This window comes from Actinotalea solisilvae (genome assembly GCF_016464425.1).
Lineage (GTDB): Bacteria > Actinomycetota > Actinomycetes > Actinomycetales > Cellulomonadaceae > Actinotalea > Actinotalea solisilvae.
On the sequence record NZ_JADDKQ010000009.1, the window covers coordinates 13,405 to 31,241 of the forward strand.

20 protein-coding genes are annotated in these 17,837 nt (G+C 73.6%); all 20 read right to left on the reverse strand.

What is annotated here, in order from left to right:
• Nucleotides 1–24: 24 nt before the first annotated feature.
• The 20 genes from JIG38_RS08970 to rpmE all read right to left on the reverse strand — a co-directional run bounded on the left by JIG38_RS08970 (nucleotide 25) and on the right by rpmE (nucleotide 17,812).
• A complete protein-coding gene (locus JIG38_RS08970; protein ID WP_199423446.1) occupies nucleotides 25–1,338 on the reverse strand; it encodes an ABC transporter substrate-binding protein in 1,314 nt (437 codons plus the stop codon).
• A 230-nt stretch (nucleotides 1,339–1,568) separates the two neighbouring features.
• Nucleotides 1,569–2,591, reverse strand: coding sequence for a LacI family DNA-binding transcriptional regulator (locus JIG38_RS08975; protein WP_199423447.1), 1,023 nt, complete (start codon nucleotides 2,589–2,591; stop codon nucleotides 1,569–1,571).
• 205 nt (nucleotides 2,592–2,796) lie between these two features.
• Nucleotides 2,797–4,047, reverse strand: coding sequence for an N-acetylglucosamine-6-phosphate deacetylase (locus tag JIG38_RS08980; protein ID WP_199423448.1), 1,251 nt, complete (start codon nucleotides 4,045–4,047; stop codon nucleotides 2,797–2,799).
• A gap of 103 nt (nucleotides 4,048–4,150) precedes the next feature.
• Nucleotides 4,151–4,834 (reverse strand): pyridoxamine 5'-phosphate oxidase, encoded by a 684-nt coding sequence (pdxH, locus tag JIG38_RS08985; RefSeq protein ID WP_199423449.1) that lies wholly within the window; start codon nucleotides 4,832–4,834, stop codon nucleotides 4,151–4,153.
• A gap of 22 nt (nucleotides 4,835–4,856) precedes the next feature.
• A complete protein-coding gene (nucS, locus tag JIG38_RS08990) occupies nucleotides 4,857–5,552 on the reverse strand; it encodes an endonuclease NucS (RefSeq protein WP_199423450.1) in 696 nt (231 codons plus the stop codon).
• Nucleotides 5,552–5,977 (reverse strand): DUF2550 domain-containing protein, encoded by a 426-nt coding sequence (locus JIG38_RS08995; RefSeq protein ID WP_233404715.1) that lies wholly within the window; start codon nucleotides 5,975–5,977, stop codon nucleotides 5,552–5,554. The genes nucS and JIG38_RS08995 overlap by 1 nt, the downstream gene beginning before the upstream one ends.
• A gap of 9 nt (nucleotides 5,978–5,986) precedes the next feature.
• Nucleotides 5,987–6,271, reverse strand: a complete 285-nt coding sequence (locus JIG38_RS09000; protein ID WP_199423451.1) for a F0F1 ATP synthase subunit epsilon — start codon at nucleotides 6,269–6,271, stop codon at nucleotides 5,987–5,989.
• A gap of 1 nt (nucleotide 6,272) precedes the next feature.
• Complete coding sequence (atpD, locus tag JIG38_RS09005) at nucleotides 6,273–7,745, reverse strand: F0F1 ATP synthase subunit beta (RefSeq protein ID WP_199423452.1); 1,473 nt, start codon at nucleotides 7,743–7,745, stop codon at nucleotides 6,273–6,275.
• 117 nt (nucleotides 7,746–7,862) lie between these two features.
• Complete coding sequence (locus tag JIG38_RS09010) at nucleotides 7,863–8,756, reverse strand: F0F1 ATP synthase subunit gamma (RefSeq protein ID WP_199423453.1); 894 nt, start codon at nucleotides 8,754–8,756, stop codon at nucleotides 7,863–7,865.
• A 1-nt stretch (nucleotide 8,757) separates the two neighbouring features.
• Nucleotides 8,758–10,386, reverse strand: coding sequence for a F0F1 ATP synthase subunit alpha (atpA, locus tag JIG38_RS09015; RefSeq protein WP_199423454.1), 1,629 nt, complete (start codon nucleotides 10,384–10,386; stop codon nucleotides 8,758–8,760).
• Nucleotides 10,387–10,473: 87 nt separating this feature from the next.
• Nucleotides 10,474–11,289 carry a F0F1 ATP synthase subunit delta gene (locus JIG38_RS09020; RefSeq protein WP_199423455.1) on the reverse strand — a complete coding sequence of 272 codons (816 nt, stop codon included), beginning with the start codon at nucleotides 11,287–11,289 and terminating at the stop codon, nucleotides 10,474–10,476.
• Entirely contained in the window at nucleotides 11,289–11,891 is a 603-nt protein-coding gene (locus JIG38_RS09025) for a F0F1 ATP synthase subunit B (RefSeq protein WP_199423456.1), read from the reverse strand. The genes JIG38_RS09020 and JIG38_RS09025 overlap by 1 nt, the downstream gene beginning before the upstream one ends.
• A complete protein-coding gene (gene atpE, locus JIG38_RS09030) occupies nucleotides 11,891–12,118 on the reverse strand; it encodes an ATP synthase F0 subunit C (protein WP_182111652.1) in 228 nt (75 codons plus the stop codon). The genes JIG38_RS09025 and atpE overlap by 1 nt, the downstream gene beginning before the upstream one ends.
• A gap of 88 nt (nucleotides 12,119–12,206) precedes the next feature.
• Nucleotides 12,207–13,067, reverse strand: coding sequence for a F0F1 ATP synthase subunit A (gene atpB / locus JIG38_RS09035; RefSeq protein WP_307844744.1), 861 nt, complete (start codon nucleotides 13,065–13,067; stop codon nucleotides 12,207–12,209).
• A 115-nt stretch (nucleotides 13,068–13,182) separates the two neighbouring features.
• On the reverse strand, nucleotides 13,183–13,647 hold the full coding sequence (locus tag JIG38_RS09040; protein ID WP_199423457.1) for a Cg1360 family ATP-synthase-associated protein: 465 nt from the start codon (nucleotides 13,645–13,647) through the stop codon (nucleotides 13,183–13,185).
• Nucleotides 13,644–14,765 (reverse strand): MraY family glycosyltransferase, encoded by a 1,122-nt coding sequence (locus tag JIG38_RS09045; protein ID WP_199423458.1) that lies wholly within the window; start codon nucleotides 14,763–14,765, stop codon nucleotides 13,644–13,646. The genes JIG38_RS09040 and JIG38_RS09045 overlap by 4 nt, the downstream gene beginning before the upstream one ends.
• Complete coding sequence (locus JIG38_RS09050) at nucleotides 14,762–15,433, reverse strand: L-threonylcarbamoyladenylate synthase (RefSeq protein ID WP_199423459.1); 672 nt, start codon at nucleotides 15,431–15,433, stop codon at nucleotides 14,762–14,764. Before JIG38_RS09050 ends, JIG38_RS09045 begins: the two co-directional genes overlap by 4 nt.
• Entirely contained in the window at nucleotides 15,430–16,368 is a 939-nt protein-coding gene (prmC, locus tag JIG38_RS09055; protein WP_199423460.1) for a peptide chain release factor N(5)-glutamine methyltransferase, read from the reverse strand. The genes JIG38_RS09050 and prmC overlap by 4 nt, the downstream gene beginning before the upstream one ends.
• Nucleotides 16,365–17,453: a peptide chain release factor 1 gene (gene prfA, locus JIG38_RS09060; protein WP_199423461.1), complete on the reverse strand. Its 1,089-nt coding sequence runs from the start codon at nucleotides 17,451–17,453 to the stop codon at nucleotides 16,365–16,367. The genes prmC and prfA overlap by 4 nt, the downstream gene beginning before the upstream one ends.
• A 137-nt stretch (nucleotides 17,454–17,590) precedes the next feature.
• A complete protein-coding gene (gene rpmE, locus JIG38_RS09065) occupies nucleotides 17,591–17,812 on the reverse strand; it encodes a 50S ribosomal protein L31 (protein WP_199423462.1) in 222 nt (73 codons plus the stop codon).
• Nucleotides 17,813–17,837 lie beyond the last annotated feature (25 nt).

The following is a 17,837-nucleotide window of genomic DNA, read 5'->3' on the forward strand; positions in this document are numbered from 1 at the left end:
GGACGGCCGGCCCTGCCTGGGGCGTCAGCCGATGTTCGCGACGCCGTCCTCGTAGGCGGTCCCGATCTCGGTGAGGACCTCCTCGGGGGACTTGGACTGGTTGATGAGCGACTGGAAGCCCGCCACGAGGACGTCGTAGTACCCGGGCACCGGCCAGTCGGGGTAGAACGCGAGCCCGTCGTTCTCGAGCACCTCGTTGAACGCCGTGATGAGCTCCTGGCTCTTGGGGTCGGTCACGTCGGCCGGGTCCGCCGCGAGCGGCAGGCCGCCGTTGTTGCCGAGGATCGCCTGGATCTCGGGGCGCATCGTGATGTCGATGAACTCGTACGCGAGCTCCTTGTTCTGCGAGTTCTCGGGGACGACCCAGAGGTTGCCGCTCGATCCGGCGTTGAGCGTGTTGCCCGGGAAGTTGAAGACGCCCCAGTCGAACTGCGCCTCGGCCACGACGCGGCCGTACCACCACGAGCCGGAGACCATCATCGGCACCGTCCCGTTGATGAACGAGACGCCCATGTCCTCCGCCTTGAGGCTCGCCGAGTCGGGCGAGACGTACCCGGCCTTGACCCACTGGTCGAAGCGCTCGGCGCCCTGCTTGAGCGGGTCGGCCTGGAAGTCGACGTCGTCCGTGTAGGTCTGGTAGGCCGTGACGAAGTCGCGGTCGGCCTCGGCGAGCGTGAGCTCGTAGAAGAGCTGACCCGCGGGGTACTCGGCGCCCGCCATGCCGAGCGGGGTGATGCCGGCGTCGACGAACGTGCCCATCGCCGCCTCCATCTCCTCGAGCGACGTCGGGACCTCGACGCCGTGCTCCTCGAAGAGGGCCTTGTTGTAGTACACGGTGACGAACTCGCCGTAGTTGGGGACGCCGAACCACTGGCCCGAGCCCATGACGCCGTTCTCGTCGTAGCGCGCGGTCGTCTGGATGCTCTCGGGCAGGGCCTCGGCCCAGCCGCGCTCCTCGGCGACGTCGGTGAGGTCCGTGAGCAGGCCCTGGGAGGACAGGAGGCCCGCGGTCGCGTTGCCCTTGTTGTACTCCATGATGTCCGGGCCCTCGTCCGAGCTGAGCACCATGCCGGCGCTCTGCTGGATCTGCTCGAAGGCCTTGCGCTCGAACTCGACCGTCGCGCCCGTCTCCTCCTCGAAGACGCGGATCGCCTCGTCCCAGGCGATCCCCATCGCGGAGTCCTCGCCCTCGTAGTGCCAGAGCGTCAGCGTGTCGCCACCGCCGCCCTCGCCGCCGTCGCCCCCGGCGTCCTCGCCGCCGCCCCCGCCGCAGGCGGTCAGCGCGAGCGGGACGACGACGAGCCCGGCGACCAGCCGGCCTCTCCTCAGTGCAGCCATGGTGTCTCCTCGTTGAGTGGTACTGCGGTCGGGACCGTGGTGCGAGCCCCGAACGCTGGGGGTGCCGGCGGGGGCGCTGCGCCCCGGGAGCCGGGTGGTGCGGGTGGTACGTGGTGCGGTGGCCCGGGTGGTGCCGGTGCCGGGTCGTGCTGGTGGTGCGGTGGTGGTGCTGGTCGGGTCCGACGGGTCGTGCGGTGCGGCCGGCCGGGCGCTCGTGGCCCGGCCGGGGGTCAGGTCCGGTCGCGCGCCGGCGCCGTGCTGGCGCCGGGCTCGAGCCGACAGGGCAGCAGGACGGGCGCGTCCGGCGGAGTGGCGCCGAGGAGCAGGCCGAGCAGCGCCTCGACCGCCGCGCTGCCGAGCTCCGCGCCGGGCGCGTGCATCGTGGTGAGGACGGGGTTGCTCATGGCGCCGACACCGGGCGAGGTGACGATCGACAGCACCGAGACGTCGTCCGGGATGCGCAGTCCGCGGGCCTGGAGCTCGACCGTCGCCCCGAAGGTCGCCATCTCGTTCATCGTCACGACGGCGGTCAGGCCCGGCTCGGCGTTGAGCAGTGCGGACATCGCGGCCCGGCCCGCCCCGGGGCTCTCGTCGCTGTGGACGGCGTGCGCGACGAGGTCCCGCCGCGCCATGGCGTCGCGGAAGCCCTGCTCGGCGCGGACGGTGGGCGCGTAGCCCGCGTCGCGGCTGGCCGCCGAGTGGTTGACGAAGCCGATGCGCCGGTGACCGAGGCGGACGAGGTGGTCGACGGCCTCCTCGGTCGTGCGGTCGAAGTCGACGTCGACGAAGGTGAGGCCCGAGGTGTCCCGCGTGCGGCCGATCATGGTGAACGGGACGTGCGCGGCGTGGAGGGCGTCGACCCGCGCGTCGTCCAGGCAGACCTCCATGAGCAGCACGCCGTCGGCCATGCCCTGCTGGGCGAGGTCGCGGATCTCGTCGGCCTCGTGCGGCCCGAACGGCCAGAGCACGAGGTGGTAGCCGTGCCGGCGCGCGCTCTCGGCGGCGCTGCGGACGAACTCGGCGACCGTGCCGCCGATGCCCGTCTCCATCGCCGGGAACGTCAGCGCGAGGGTGTGGCTGCGGCGGCTCGCCAGCCCCCGGGCGAGGGCGTTCGGCCGGAACCCGAGCTCGGCCATCGCGGCCTCGATGCGCGCCTTGGTGGCCGCGGAGACCGGACGCGCACCGCTCAGCGCGTAGGAGACGGTGCTGAGCGACACCTGCGCGAGCGTCGCGACGTCCTGCATCGTCGCCATGCGCCACCTCCGACGTCGTCGTCGTCCTCGCTGCCGCACTCGAAGGGCGGGTCGAAGATCCGTCGAAGCGCTTCGACGAAGCGCTTCGACGGTGAGTCTGACGCACCGGGAGGAATTGCGTCAACCCCCTGAACCAACCTCCGCGCAGGACGCCCCCGACCGTTCGGAGGACGCGGGGGCCCGGAGCGGTCCCGACGCCGGCGCCTCAGGCGGGCGGCGGGACGAGCCAGCGACCCGCGCGCAGGACCGCGCGGGGACGGAGGTCGGCCGTCGTCACCAGGACGTCGGCGCGGCGGCCGGCCTCGAGCGCGCCGAGGTCCGTGCGGCCCAGCACCTCGGCCGGGGTCGTCGCCGCGGCGCGCACCGCGTCCACGAGCGGCACCCCCGCGGCCACGGTCGCCCGCACGACGTCGACAAGCCGCGCCGTGCCGCCCGCGATCGCGCCGCCCTCGGTGAGCCGTGCGACGCCGCCCGCGACGCGCACGGACATGGAGCCGAGCCGGTACTCGCCGTCGGGCATGCCCGCGGCCGCCATGGCGTCGGTGACGAGCACCACCGAGCGTCGGTCCGCGATCCGGAAGACGGACCGGACGGTCGCGGGCGCGAGGTGCACGTCGTCGGCGACGAGCTCGAGGACGGCCGCGCCCTCGGCCGCCGCCGCGAGGCACGCCGCGACCGGACCCGGGTCGCGGTGGTGCAGCGGGCGCATGCCGTTGAACAGGTGGGTCACCGTCGGCCGGCCCGACCGGGCGCCGGACGCGCCGAGCGCGGCGCGCGCCGCCGCGAGCGCCTCGTCGACCAGCTCGGCGGTCGCGTCGGTGTGCCCGATCGACGGCACCGCCCCGGCCGCGGCCAGCGCGGCCACCGCGCCGTCGGGCCCGAGGACCCCCTCCACCTCGGGCGCGACCGTCATCGTCGCCAGGTGACCGCGCGCGACCTCCGCGACGTCCCGCACCAGCGCGGCGCTGCCGGCCTGCATGAGCGCCGGGTCCTGCGCCCCGCACCGGGCCGCGGACAGGAACGGTCCCTCCAGGTGGATCCCCGCGAGCTCGCCCGCGTCGGCGAGCTCGGCGAGGACGGCGGTCCGGGCGAGGAGCGTCTCCGGAGCGGCCGTGACGAGCGACGCGACGAGGCTCGTCGTGCCGTTCCGCGCGTGCTCCTCGACCGCCGCGCGCGCGCCCGCCGCGTCGGCCGCGTCGGGGAAGCTCGCGCCACCGCCGCCGTGGCAGTGCAGGTCGACGAGACCCGGGAGGATCGTGTCGGACGACGGCGCCGGCAGCGCGTCGTCCTGCGCGTCCGCGAACGCCGCGACCGGGCCCACCCAGGCGAGGCGGTCGCCCTCGACGACGACGACGCCGTCCTCGACGACCGCGTCGGGCAGCACGAGCCGGCCGCGCAGGACCAGCCGCTCCCCCGTCGGACCGGTCGGACGGGCGGGCACGGCGGCGGGCGTCATGGCCCCATTCTGGCGGTGCGGGGCGCCCGGTGGGGCCGGTCCGCGACGCGCGTCGCGCGCCCGGTCCGGGTCCCCGGGCACCCGCGCCGCGACCGGGCGCGGGTCAGGGCGCGAGTCGCTCGATCACCCAGCCGCCGCCGGCGCGCCGGTAGCGCAGCCGGTCGTGCAGGCGCGAGGACCGCCCCTGCCAGAGCTCCATGCTCACCGGTCGGACGCGGAAGCCACCCCAGTGGGCGGGGACGGGCACCGCCGTCCCCTCGGGCCAGCGCGCGCCCAGCTCGTCGTACCGCGCGTCGAGGGCGGCGCGGTCCGGGACGACGCTCGACTGCTCGCTCGCCCACGCACCGACCTGCGACCCGTGCGGGCGGCTGCGGAAGTACTCCTCCGTCTCGTCCCGGTCGACCTGCTCGACCTCGCCCTGGACGATCACCTGACGGTCCATCTCGTGCCACGGGAAGGTCAGGGACGCGTGCGGGTTGGCGAGCATCTCGCGGCCCTTGCGCGAGCCGTGGTTGGTGAAGAGCACGAACCCGCGCTCGTCCACGCCCTTGAGCAGCACGGTGCGCGACGACGGCACGCCGTCGGCGGTGGCGGTCGCGAGCACCATCGCGTTGGGCTCGACGATGCCCGCGTCGACGGCGTCGTCGAACCAGCGCTGGAACTGCGTCACCGGGTCGGGCGCGAGGTCGGCCTCGTCGAGGCTCGAGCGCTCGTAGCTGCGCCGCAGCGCCGCGAGACGGGCCTTCCGCTCGGCGTCCGTGAGGCCGACCGGCGCGTGCTGCTCCATGGCTCTCCCCGGGGTGGTGCGGTCAGAACAGGCGGGCGACGACGTCGTCCATGCCGCGCAGCGCCTCGTAGTCGAGCACGACGCACGCGATGCCGCGGTCGTGCGCGAGCACCCGGGCCTGCGGCTTGATCTCCTGCGCCGCGAACACGCCCCGCACGGGTGCGAGGTGCGGGTCGCGGTTGAGCAGCTCGAGGTAGCGCGTGAGCTGCTCCACGCCGTCGATGTCGCCCCGGCGCTTGATCTCGACCGCGACCGTGCCGCCGCTCGCGTCCCGCGCGAGGATGTCGACCGGACCGATGGCCGTCGGGTACTCCCGCCGGACGAGGACGTGACCGTCGCCGAGCACGTGGATCTGCTCGGCGAGCAGGGCCTGCAGGTGGGCCTCGACGCCGTCCTTGACCAGACCCGGGTCGACCCCGAGCTCGTGCGCCGAGTCGTGCAGCACCTCGTGCAGGTCGATCTCGAGCCGGTCGTCGGACTTGGCGTGCTGCACGTGCCAGACCTGCGTGACGCCGCGCTCGGCGGCGTCCGCGTCGGGGGCCGTGACCGCGAGCGAGCAGGGCGGGCTCATCCAGTTGAGCGGCTTGTACGAGCCGCCGTCGGAGTGGAGCAGCACGCTCCCGTCCGCCTTGACCACGAGCAGGCGCGTGGCGAGGGGCAGGTGGGCCGAGAGGCGCCCGGTGTACCGGGCCGCGCAGGTCGCGACGACGAGCCGCATCAGATCACCCTCCCCACCGGCCGCGGGCCGGACTCCAACCACGAGACCAGCCCCGCGCACGCCGGCGCGGACATGAGCAGCTGGAAGCGGTCGTCGCCGTGAGCGCAGTGGAGCAGCACCTGCGGCTCACCGCGGTCGTCGGGCTGGTCGACCGGCACGCGCTCGAGGAGCGTCAGCGTCGCGCGCGACCAGCACCGCGCGGGCCGCGGGGCGAGCGACAGCGTGCGCCACCACGAGAGCTGCGTGGCGCCGTAGTGCGCGATGCCCGCCGTCCACGCGGCGCCCGGCTCGTCCGGCCGGGCGAGGCACGTGAAGGAGCCCACGCGCCGCGACAGCGTGCGCTGCCGCGACACGTAGAGCCCGACGGGCACGACGGCGACCAGCAGGAGCGCAGCGACGCCGAGCGCGGCGACGAGCAGCTCCAACGCCGTGCCTCAGCGCGCGCCGGCCGAGCCGGAGCCCGCGTCCTCGGCGGTGTCGACGACGACCGTGACGCGGTTGGTGTCGACCGACATGAAGCCGGCGTCGATCCGCACGGCCCGGACCGTGCCGTCGACCGGCGTGATCCGCACCGTGCCCGGGCGCAGCACCGTCAGCACGGGCGAGTGCCCGGGCAGGATGCCGATCTCGCCGTCGGCGGCCGGAGCGCTGACCATGCGGGCCTCGCCCGACCAGACGCTCCGGTCCGCCGCCACGAGGTCGACCTCGAGGTTGGCCACGTCAGCCGATCTCCTTCTGGATGCGGGCCCAGTTGCGCTCGAGGTCCTCGAGGCCACCGATGTTGAAGAACGCCTGCTCGGCGATGTGGTCGAACTCGCCGTCCGCGATCTTCGTGAACGCCTCGATGGTCTCGCTCATCGGCACGGTGGAACCCGGGACGTTCGTGAACTGGGTCGCCATGTAGGTGTTCTGCGAGAGGAACTGCTGGATGCGGCGCGCACGCGAGACGACGATCTTGTCCTCCTCGGAGAGCTCGTCGACGCCGAGGATCGCGATGATGTCCTGCAGCTCCTTGTTGCGCTGGAGGATCTGCTTGACGCGGACGGCGGCGTCGTAGTGCGCCTGCCCCACGTAGCGCGGGTCGAGAATGCGCGACGTCGAGGCGAGCGGGTCGACGGCCGGGTACAGGCCGCGCGACGCGATCTCGCGCGAGAGCTCCGTCGTCGCGTCGAGGTGCGCGAACGTCGTGGCCGGCGCGGGGTCGGTGTAGTCGTCGGCGGGCACGTAGATCGCCTGGAGCGAGGTGATCGAGTGGCCGCGGGTCGACGTGATGCGCTCCTGGAGCTGGCCCATCTCGTCGGCGAGGTTCGGCTGGTAGCCGACCGCGGACGGCATGCGGCCGAGGAGGGTCGACACCTCGGAGCCCGCCTGCGTGAAGCGGAAGATGTTGTCGATGAACAGGAGCACGTCCTGCTTCTGCACGTCGCGGAAGTACTCCGCCATCGTGAGCGCCGACAGCGCGACGCGCAGACGCGTGCCCGGCGGCTCGTCCATCTGGCCGAACACGAGCGCGGTCTGCTTGATGACGCCCGACTCGGTCATCTCGTCGATGAGGTCGTTGCCCTCACGCGTGCGCTCGCCGACGCCGGCGAACACCGAGACGCCCGAGTGGTTGTTGGCGACGCGGTAGATCATCTCCTGGATGAGGACCGTCTTGCCGACGCCCGCACCGCCGAAGAGACCGATCTTGCCGCCCTGCACGTAGGGCGTGAGGAGGTCGATGACCTTGATGCCGGTCTCGAACATCTGGGTCTTCGACTCGAGCTGGTCGAAGGCCGGAGGCTTGCGGTGGATGGGCCAGCGCTCGGTGATCTCGATGCGCTCGCCCTCCTTCGCGTTGAGGATCTCGCCGGTCACGTCGAACACGTGGCCCTTGGTCACGTCGCCCACGGGGACGCTGATCGGCGCGCCCGTGTCCCGCACGACGGCGCCGCGCACGAGGCCGTCCGTGGGCTTGAGGGCGATGGCGCGGACGAGCGAGTCACCGAGGTGCTGAGCGACCTCGAGGCGGAGCGTGCTGGTGCCCTGGCCGGCGGCCGAGAGGTCGATCTCGACCTCGAGCAGGTTGTAGATCTCGGGGATCGCGTCGGTCGGGAACTCGATGTCGACGACCGGGCCGATCACCCGTGCGACCCGACCCGTGCCGCTCCCGCCCGTGGCGGACGCCGCGGTGCCGGTGGTGGTGGCAGTCATGTCTCTCTCGCTTCGCTCGACCGGGAGCCTGGTCCCCGGTGGTTGGTGCGTGTCTTCGATGTCTTCGGTGCTGCGGTGCCGGTGCCGCGCGGCGTGGGCCGCGCTCCCCCGGCCGCGCTAGGACGAGGCCAGCGCGTCGGCGCCGGACACGATCTCGCTGATCTCCTGGGTGATCTCCGCCTGGCGGGCCTGGTTGGCCAGCCGGGTGAAGGTGCGGATGAGCTCCTCGGCGTTCTCCGTCGCGGTGTGCATCGCGCGCTGGCGCGCTGCGAGCTCCGAGGCCGCGGCCTGCAGCAGGAAGCTGTAGATGCGGCTCTGGACGTACCGCGGCAGGAGGGCGTCGAGCACCTCCTCCGGCGACGGCTCGAAGTCGTACAGCGGGAGGGGCTCGTCGCCGGGCTCGGCGACACCCTCCACGACCTCGAGCGGGAGCATCCGGACCACGCGGGGCGTCTGCGTGACCATGTTGACGAACTGCGTGTAGACCACGTGCAGCTCCCCGACGCCGCCGTCGGCGACGTCCGCGAGGAACGCGCTGAGGAGCACGTCGGCGATCTCCGCGGCCGTCTCGGCCGACGGCGCGTCGGACGAGCCGGTCCACTGACCCGACAGCTCGCGGTGGCGGAAGCTGTAGTACGACACCGCGCGCCGGCCGGTCACGTAGAGGGCGACCTCCTTGCCCTCGTCCGTGAGCTGCTGGATGAGGCGCTCGCCCTCGCGGATGACCGACGCCGAGTAGGCGCCCGCCATGCCGCGGTCCGCGGTCACGAGCAGGACCGCGACGCGCCGGGCGTCGGGGCGCTCGGTCGTCAGCGGGTGGTCGACCCCGGCGTGCGTGGCGACGGCCGAGACGGCGCGCGTGAGCGCGCGGGCGTACGGCGACGCCGCGGTCACGCGGTCGCGGGCCTTCCCGATGCGCGAGGCAGCGATGAGCTCCATCGCGCGGAAGATCTTCTTCAGCGACTGGGTCGACCGGATCCGCTGCCGGTAGACGCGCTGCTGACCCGCCACCTCAGCCCCGCTTCTGCTTGACGATCTGCTCCTGCTCGATGTCCGCCTCGAGGTCGCCCTCGACCGGGGAGTCGACGGGAGCCTGGTCGCCCGACTGGAAGCCGCTCGCGAAGTCGTCGATCGCGGCCTCGAGCGCCGCCTCCGTCTCCTTGCTCAGCTGGCCCGTCTCGCGGATCGTCGCGAGCACCTCGCCGTGGCGGCGCAAGTGCTCGAGCATCTCGCGCTCGAAGCGGCGCACGTCGGACAGCGCGACCTTGTCGAGCTTGCCCTTGGTGCCCGCCCAGATCGACGCGACCTGCTCCTCGACCGGGTACGGCGAGTACTGGGGCTGCTTGAGCAGCTCCATGAGCCGGGCGCCGCGCGTGAGCTGCTGGCGCGACGCCGCGTCCAGGTCGGACGCGAACATCGCGAACGCCTCGAGCGACCGGTACTGCGCGAGGTCGATCTTGAGCGTGCCCGAGACGGCCTTCATGGCCTTGACCTGGGCCGAGCCACCGACGCGCGACACCGAGATGCCGACGTCGACCGCGGGGCGCTGGTCGGCGTTGAAGAGGTCCGACTGGAGGAAGATCTGCCCGTCGGTGATCGAGATGACGTTGGTCGGGATGTAGGCCGACACGTCGTTGGCCTTCGTCTCGATCATCGGCAGGCCGGTCATCGAGCCCGCGCCCAGCTCGTCGTTGAGCTTCGCGCAACGCTCGAGCAGGCGGGAGTGCAGGTAGAAGACGTCGCCCGGGTAGGCCTCGCGGCCCGGCGGGCGGCGCAGGAGGAGCGACACGGCACGGTAGGCCTCGGCCTGCTTGGACAGGTCGTCGAAGATGATGAGGACGTGCTTGCCGTCGTACATCCAGTGCTGACCGATGGCCGAGCCCGTGTACGGCGCCAGGTACTTGAAGCCGGCCGGGTCGGACGCGGGGGCCGCGACGATCGTCGTGTACTCCATGGCGCCGGCGTCCTCGAGCGCGCCGCGCACCGAGGCGATCGTCGAGCCCTTCTGGCCGATCGCGACGTAGATGCAGCGGACCTGCTTCGTCGGGTCGCCCGTCTCCCAGTTGGCCTTCTGGTTGATGATCGTGTCGATCGCGATCGCCGTCTTGCCCGTCTGGCGGTCGCCGATGATGAGCTGACGCTGCCCGCGGCCGATCGGGATCATCGCGTCGATGGCCTTGAGGCCGGTCTGCAGGGGCTCGTGCACGCTCTTGCGCGCCATGACGCCCGGCGCCTGGAGCTCGAGCGCGCGGCGGCCCTCCGTCGCGACCTCGCCGAGGCCGTCGATCGGCTTGCCCAGGGGGTCGACGACGCGGCCGAGGTAGCCGTCGCCGACGGGCACGGAGAGCACCTCGCCCGTGCGCCGGACGACCTGGCCCTCCTCGATGCCCGTGAACTCGCCGAGGACGACGACGCCGATCTCGCGGACGTCGAGGTTGAGCGCGAGGCCGAGCGTGCCGTCCTCGAACTCGAGCAGCTCGTTGGCCATCGCGCCCGGGAGGCCCTCGACCTGCGCGATGCCGTCGCCGGCCAGCGTGACGCGGCCGACCTCTTCGCGGACGGCGCCCTGGGGCTCGTACGACTTCACGAAGCTGTCCAGCGCAGCCCGGATCTCCTCGGGCCTGATCGTCAGCTCAGCCATGGTCTCTCTCCTGTCGTGCGACCCCACGGCTGTGGAGTCGTCTGCGTCCTGCGGGGACCGGTCGCAGCCGGGCCCGTGTGATGGGGGTCAGCCGGCCAGCCGGCGTCGTGCGTCGTCGAGACGGGCGAGGACCGTCGAGTCGACGACCTCGTCGCCGACCTGGATCCGCATGCCGCCGACGACCTGGGGGTCCACGGACACGTTGAGCTGGACCGGGCGGCCGTACGCGCGCTCGAGCAGCCCGGAGAGCCGCGTGAGCTGGGCCGACGTCGGCGGCGCGGCGACGGACACCGTCGCGACCAGCCGCTGGCGCCGCTGCGCGGCGAGCCGGCCGACGAGCCCGAGGAGCGCCGACACCGAGCGTCCGCGCGGTGCGACGGCGAGCCGCTCGACGGTCTGGAGCGTCGTCGGCGTCACCTTGCCGTCGAGGAGCCGGCGCACGAGCGCACCGCGGTGCTCCGCCCCGGCGGCGCGGTCGGTGAGCGCGCGCCGCAGGTCCCGCTGACCGACGAGCACGCGCTCGAACCGGAACAGCTCGTCCTCGACCTGCTCGAGCTGACCCGCCGACTGCGCACCCGCGAGGAGCGCGTCGAACGCGCTCTCCTCGAGCGCCTCGACGAGGTCGCCCTCGGCCGACCAGCGCGCCCGCGCGAACGCGGACACGACCTCGACGACCCGGTCGTCCACCCTGCCGCGCAGCAGGCCCTGCACGAGGGCCGCCTTGTCGTCCGCGGCGCGCGACGGGTCGCTCAGCGCCCGGCGGAGCGAGCCCGACGAGTCCAGCGCGTCGACGACGGCGAACAGCTGCGCGCCGAGCGTCGCGGAGTCGGGGCCCGCGGCCCGCAGCACCGGCTCGAAGCCGGTCGCCACGCGCCGGGCCGACGACGCACTCGTGCCCCGCATCAGACCTCCTGGCGTCCGGCTGCCGGCGCCGTGGCGCCCACGGCCGTGCTGGCCTCGAGGTCGTCGAGGAAGCGGTCGATGACACGTGACTGCCGGGCGGAGTCGGCGAGCGACTCGCCGACGATGCGCGACGCGAGCTCGGTCGCGAGCGTGCCGACCTCCGCGCGGAGCGCGACGGCGGCCTGCTGACGCTCGGCCTCGATCTGGCGCTGCGCGTTCTCGAGGATGCGCGCCGCGTCGTCGCTCGCCTTCTGGCGGAGCTCCGTGACGATCTGCCCGCCCTCGGCGCGCGCCTCCTCGCGGATGCGCGCGGCCTCGACCCGAGCCTCGGCGAGCTGGCGCTGGTACTCCTCGAGCGCCGCCGCGGCCTGCGCCTGGGCGTCCTCGGCCCTCGCCAGTCCGCCCTCGATCTTCTCCGTGCGCTCGTCCAGGACCGCCGTGAACTTGGGCAGGACGAGCTTGTAGAAGCCGAACGCGATGATCGCGGCCGCGACGAGCGACCAGATGATGTCGTAGTCGGCGGGGATGAGGAGATTGATCCCCTCGACCTCCTCGCCCGGCTCGGCGGCGAGCAGCGCCGCCGCGTCGAGGACGGTCTTCATCAGAAGAGGAAGCCGGTGACCAGGCCGAGCAGCGCGAGCACCTCGACGAACGCGACACCGATGAACATGGTCGTCCGGAGCTGGCCGGCGACCTCGGGCTGACGCGCGATGCCCTCGAGCGCCTTGCCGATGAGGATGCCGAGGCCGATGCCCGGGCCCAGCGTGCCGAGGCCGTACCCGATGGTCGCGACGTTACCGGTGACCTCGGCGAGCGTGGTGGTGTCCACTAGGGGTGTTCCTTCCGTGAGGCGCCCGGGGACCCGGACGTCGTGTCGGTGCCCGCGCGCTGACGGCGCGGGCGCGTGGGGACGAGACTCAGTGCTCTTCCTCGACCGCCATGTTGAGGTACACGGCGGCGAGGAGCGTGAAGATGTAGGCCTGCAGCGCCGCGACGAGGATCTCGAAGAGCGTGAACGCCACGCCGGCGGCGAGCGACATCACGGACGCCGCCTTGAGCGCGCCGCCGGCCTCGAAGAGGAAGAAGTGCGTCGCGCCGAAGCACAGGACGAGGATGAGGTGCCCGGCGATCATGTTGGCCGTGAGTCGCAGCGCGAGCGTGGCGGGCCGGAACACGAAGACCTGGAGCGCCTCGATCGGCGTGACGAGCACGTAGAGGAACGGCGGCAGCCCCGGCGGGAAGAGGTTGTTCTTGAGGTAGCCGCCGACGCCGAACTTGCGGATGCCCACCGCGAGGTACATGACGTAGACCCAGGCCGCGAGGACCAGCGGCATCCCGATGAGGGACGTGCTCGCGATGTTGAGGAACGGCACGACACCCGTGAGGTTCATCGCGAGGACCGCGAAGAAGATCGTCGTGAGCATCGGGAGGAACCGGCGGGCGTTGTGGCCCAGCGTCTCCTGCGCGATGTTGACGCGGACGAAGTCCAGCGCCATCTCGGCGACGTTCTGCCCGCGCCCGGGCACGAGGGTCGCGCGGCGCGCCGCGAGGACGAAGACCAGCACCAGGACCACGGTGACGACGAGCCGCACGAGGATGATGCGGTTCATCTCGAAGGGCGTGCCCTCGAAGAGGAACGGCGCCGGGAAGAACTCGGCGATCGACGGCGGGTGGAACCCGCCGCCCTCACCGGAGGCGGCGAGCAGCGGGTTCGTCGCGACGGTGGTCAGGGCGTACTCCCCGGGTCTTGGGTGCGACACGTACCGCTGTGCGGGCACGCCGTCGGACCAGGCCTTGTGTGGATCGTGGGAATCCTAACCCATCGGGACCTCGGGCCCTGCCGTCGTCCCGCATCTTGTGCATCCGATCACAAGACGTTTCGGGCGGCATCGCTCACGGCGCGGCGGGCGGTCCGGCCTCGGGCTGGACGTAGGGAACGCGGCCGCCCTGGACGGCCCGGTAGTCGAGGTAGACCGACCCGAGGACGCCCACGAGCACGACCGCGACGAGCACGCCCCGGTCGTAGAAGTCGAGGTCGTCGAGCACCGCGAAGAGCGCGACGAGCACGATCATCTTCACGAGCCACGCCCCGAGGATCACGGCGCCCGTCGTGGTGGCCGACGACTGCGTCGTGCGCAGCATGCTCACGACCGTGGTGCCGCTGAAGACCAGGGCGACGAGCACGCCGATCACCGCGCCCCAGACGCCCGGGACGCCGGCGACGAGGTACCCGGCGACGATGCCCACGACGGCGAGGACGCCGACGAGCACGAGCATCCCGCGCAGCGCGCGGCGCAGGACGTCCCGCACCGGGTCGCCGGCGGGGGCGGGGGTCGGGTCGACGGTCGGCTCGTTCATGCGGCTCCTCGGGTGGCGGGTGACCGGCGGACCTTGCCGCGCAGCGGGCCCAGGGTCAGGACGAGCGCGAGGAGCACCCCCGCGCCCAGGGCGACGAGGACCGTCGTCGTGGTCCACACCGCGAGCGCCGCGGCGCCGAAGGCGAACACGGCGGTCCACAGGTACATGATGACGACGGCCCGGCGGTGGGAGTGCCCCAGCTCGAGCAGCCGGTGGTGCAGGTGCAGGCGGTCCGGCTGGAAGGGCGAGCGCCCCGCGCCGAGGCGGCGGACGACCGCGAGGCCCATGTCGAGCAGCGGCAGCAGCAGCACGGCGACCGGGATCGCGAGGGGCAGGAAGGCGGGGATCGCCTGCCGGTCGGACACGACGTCGGGGTCGATCTTGCCCGTGACGACGATGCCTGCGGCCGCGATGGTCAGCCCGATGACCATCGAGCCCGAGTCCCCCATGAAGATGCGCGCCGGGTGGAAGTTGTGCGGCAGGAAGCCGAGGCACGACCCGACGAGCACGGCCACGACGACGCTCGCGAGGTTGGAGTAGTCGTCGGAGCTGATGTCGCGCGTGAGCAGGTAGGTGTAGACGAAGAACCCGGCGCCGCCGATGGCGATGAGGCCCGCGGCGAGCCCGTCGAGGCCGTCGACGAAGTTCACCGCGTTGATCGCCACGACGACGGCGAGGATCGTCACCGCGAGCGAGAGGTAGCTCGAGCCGATGACGCGCTCGCCGATGGGCAGCGACACGAGCTGGACGCCGCCCTGCCACGCCATGAGGCCCGCGGCGAGCACCTGCCCCACCAGCTTGGTCATCCAGTCGAGGTCCCAGATGTCGTCCGCGGCGCCGAGCAGGCACACGAGCGCCGCCCCGCCGAGGATCGCCCACGCCTGGTCGGAGTCGCCGAACACGTCCCGGAGGAACGGCATCCGCGAGGCGAGGACCATGGCGACGGCCATGCCGAGCAGCATCGCGACGCCGCCCATCCGCGGCGTCGGCGTGGCGTGGACGTCGCGGTCCCGGACCGCCGTGATCGCGCCCGAACGCAGGGCGACCCACCGCGCGAGCGGTGTCGTCAGGTACGTCACCGCGGCGGCGACGAGCATGACGAGGAGGTAGACCCTCACCCGGCGCCGCCCGGCGGGTCGTCCGGCGCGGCGGGCCCCGCGACGTCCGCGACCGCGCGCAGCGCCTCGAGGCCGATCGCGCCCGCCCGCACGACGCGCAGCGGCCCTGTCGCGTCCACGATGGTGGACGCGACGCCGCCCGGCGCGGTCCCGCCGTCGAGGTAGACCGCGACCGACGTGCCCAGCTGGTCGTGCGCCTGGGCCGCCGTCGTGGCCGCGGGGTGGCCCGTACGGTTGGCGCTCGACACCGCGAGCGGCCCCGTGCGCCGCAGGAGCGCGAGCGCGGCGGGGTGGTCGGGCATCCGCACGGCGACCGTGCCGCGGGTCTCCCCCAGGTCCCACGCGAGCGACGGCTGCGCGCGGCAGATGATCGTCAGGCCGCCGGGCCAGAACGCCTCGACGAGCGCCCGGACGTCGTCGGTCACGTCCGTGCACAGGCCGTCGAGCGTGCGCGCGTCCGGGACGAGGACGGGCGGGGGCATCTGGCGCCCGCGGCCCTTGGCGGCGAGGAGCGCCGCGACGGCGTCGGGCGTGAAGGCGTCCGCGCCGATGCCGTAGACGGTGTCGGTCGGCAGGACGACGAGGCCGCCGCGCGCGACCGCGTGCACGGCCTGGTCGAGCGAGGACCCCCACGTCGCGGGGTCGGTGCAGTCGAGGACGGCGCTCACGGCCGCGAGTCTTTCACGTCGCCGGCCGGCGCCGACGCGCCGCGGACCGCCACGACCATCCGGTCCCGGCCCGCGAGGTCGGCCGCCGTCCGGACCTCGGCGAACGCCCCGGTGCGCACGACCAGCGCGCGCACCGCCGCCGCCTGCACCTCGGCGTGCTCCATGACGAGGGTGCCGCCGGGCCGCAGCAGGCGCGCCGCCGCGGCGACGACGCCGCGCGGCACCTCGAGCCCGTCCGGGCCGAGCCCGTAGAGCGCGACCCCCGGGTCGTGCTCGCGCACCTCGGGGTCGAGCGGGACGGCGTCCGGCGGGATGTACGGCGGGTTGGACACGACGACGTCGACCGTGCCGTCGAGGTCGCGCAGCGCGGTCCGCGCGTCGCCGCGCACGAGGTGCACCCCGCCGTGGTCCGCGACGTTGCGCGCGGCCCACGCGTGCGCCTCGGCGTCGAGCTCGACCGCGTGGACTCTCGTCCCCGCCACCTCGTGCGCGACGGCGAGGGCGATCGCGGCCGACCCGGTGCACAGGTCGACGACGAGGGCCGCGCCGCGCTCCGCGACGACCGCCGCGGCCGCCTCGACGGCCACCTGCGCGACCTGCTCGGTCTCGGGGCGGGGCACGAAGACGCCCGGACCCACGTGGAGCTCGAGGTCGCGGAAGGGGGCGAGCCCGGTGAGGTGCTGCAGCGGGACGCGCGCGGCGCGGCGCGCGACGAGCTCGACCAGGCCGTCCGGCGCCGGGCGCCCGAGGACGGCGGCCGCGTGCACGTCGGCGCGCGTGCCGCCGAGCGCGTGGGCGGCGAGGAGCTCGACGTCGACGCGGGGCGAGGGCACCCCGGCCTCGCGCAGGACGCGCTCCCCCGCCCGCAGCGCCTCGGCGAGCGGGCGGGCGTCCGTCGTCCCGGAGGGGCCGGCCGGCTCGGACCGCGCGGTCATCCCGCGCCCACCTCGGCGAGGCGCGCGGCCTCGTCCGCCTCGATGGCCGAGCGCACGACGGGGTCGAGGTCGCCGTCGAGCACCTGGTCGAGGTTGTACGCCTTGTAGCCGGTGCGGTGGTCGGCGATGCGGTTATCGGGGAAGTTGTACGTGCGGATGCGCTCGGAGCGGTCCACCGTGCGGACCTGGGACCGGCGCGCCTGGCTCGCCGCGGCGGCGGCCTCCTCCTGCTGCGCGGCCAGCAGCCGCGCGCGCAGGATGCGCAGGGCCTGCTCCTTGTTCTGGAGCTGCGACTTCTCGTTCTGGCACGAGACGACGAGCCCCGTGGGCAGGTGCGTGATGCGCACCGCGGAGTCGGTCGTGTTGACGGACTGGCCGCCCGGGCCGGACGACCGGTAGACGTCGATCCGCAGGTCGTTCGGGTCGATCTCGACCTCGCCCGACTCCTCGGCCTCGGGCAGCGCGACGACGCCCGCCGCCGACGTGTGGATCCGGCCCTGCGACTCCGTGACCGGGACGCGCTGGACCCGGTGCACGCCGCCCTCGTACTTGAGGTGCGCCCAGACGCCGTCCTCGGGCGCGACCGTCCCGCGCGCCTTGACGGCGAGCGTCACGTCCTTGTACCCGCCGAGGTCCGACTGCGTGGCGTCGATGACCTGCGCGCTCCAGCCGCGGCGCTCGGCGTACCGCAGGTACATGCGGAGCAGGTCGCCCGCGAACAGGGCGGACTCCTCGCCGCCCTCCCCCGCCTTGATCTCGAGCAGCACGTCCCGGGCGTCGTCGGGGTCCCGCGGCACCAGCACCCGGTGCAGGGCGGTCGCGGCCTCGTCGGCGACCGCCCGCAGCGACGGCAGCTCGGCCGCGAAGGCGGCGTCGGCCTCGGCGAGCTCGGCCGCGGCCTGGGCGTCGCCCTCGGCCTGCTCCCACGCGCGGTAGGCGGCCACGACGCGCCCCAGCTCGGCGTAGCGGCGGCCGAGGCGGCGTGCGCGCGCGGCGTCGGCGTGCACCGACGGGTCGGCGAGCTGCGCCTCGATCTCGGCGTGCTCCGCGAGCAGCGGCGCGACGGCGTCCGACGTGTCGCTCATGGGTGCCTCCCGGCGCGGGGTGGACGGGTCTGCTGCGGGCTGCCCGGGGACCGCGGGCACGACGACGCCGGCGGTCCGTCCGCTCCGGCGCACCATGGAGGGTGCGTCCGGACGGTGGCCCGCCGGCGTCGAGGGTGCTACTTGGCGGCGTCGGCCTTCTTGCCGTACCGCGCCTCGAACCGGGCCACGCGGCCACCGGTGTCGAGGATCTTCTGCTTGCCCGTGTAGAACGGGTGGCAGGCGCTGCACACGTCGGCGTGGATCTGGCCCGACGTCGCGGTGCTGCGCGTGGTGAACGTGTTGCCGCACGTGCACGTGACCGTGGTGGCCACGTAGTCCGGGTGGATGCTCTTCTTCACTGGGGATCTCCTCGTCGTGGTCGCC

What these genes read in the sequence shown, in the direction of transcription:
- prfA (WP_199423461.1), bottom strand. Translation starts at nt 17,453, where the DNA reads ATGAGCGACACGTCGGACGCCGTCGCGCCGCTGCTCGCGGAGCACGCC.
- prmC (WP_199423460.1), bottom strand. Translation starts at nt 16,368, where the DNA reads ATGACCGCGCGGTCCGAGCCGGCCGGCCCCTCCGGGACGACGGACGCC.
- JIG38_RS08980 (WP_199423448.1), bottom strand. Translation starts at nt 4,047, where the DNA reads ATGACGCCCGCCGCCGTGCCCGCCCGTCCGACCGGTCCGACGGGGGAG.
- JIG38_RS08970 (WP_199423446.1), bottom strand. Translation starts at nt 1,338, where the DNA reads ATGGCTGCACTGAGGAGAGGCCGGCTGGTCGCCGGGCTCGTCGTCGTC.
- JIG38_RS09020 (WP_199423455.1), bottom strand. Translation starts at nt 11,289, where the DNA reads ATGCGGGGCACGAGTGCGTCGTCGGCCCGGCGCGTGGCGACCGGCTTC.
- atpA (WP_199423454.1), bottom strand. Translation starts at nt 10,386, where the DNA reads ATGGCTGAGCTGACGATCAGGCCCGAGGAGATCCGGGCTGCGCTGGAC.
- nucS (WP_199423450.1), bottom strand. Translation starts at nt 5,552, where the DNA reads ATGCGGCTCGTCGTCGCGACCTGCGCGGCCCGGTACACCGGGCGCCTC.
- pdxH (WP_199423449.1), bottom strand. Translation starts at nt 4,834, where the DNA reads ATGGAGCAGCACGCGCCGGTCGGCCTCACGGACGCCGAGCGGAAGGCC.
- JIG38_RS09040 (WP_199423457.1), bottom strand. Translation starts at nt 13,647, where the DNA reads ATGAACGAGCCGACCGTCGACCCGACCCCCGCCCCCGCCGGCGACCCG.
- JIG38_RS09025 (WP_199423456.1), bottom strand. Translation starts at nt 11,891, where the DNA reads ATGAAGACCGTCCTCGACGCGGCGGCGCTGCTCGCCGCCGAGCCGGGC.
- atpD (WP_199423452.1), bottom strand. Translation starts at nt 7,745, where the DNA reads ATGACTGCCACCACCACCGGCACCGCGGCGTCCGCCACGGGCGGGAGC.
- JIG38_RS08975 (WP_199423447.1), bottom strand. Translation starts at nt 2,591, where the DNA reads ATGGCGACGATGCAGGACGTCGCGACGCTCGCGCAGGTGTCGCTCAGC.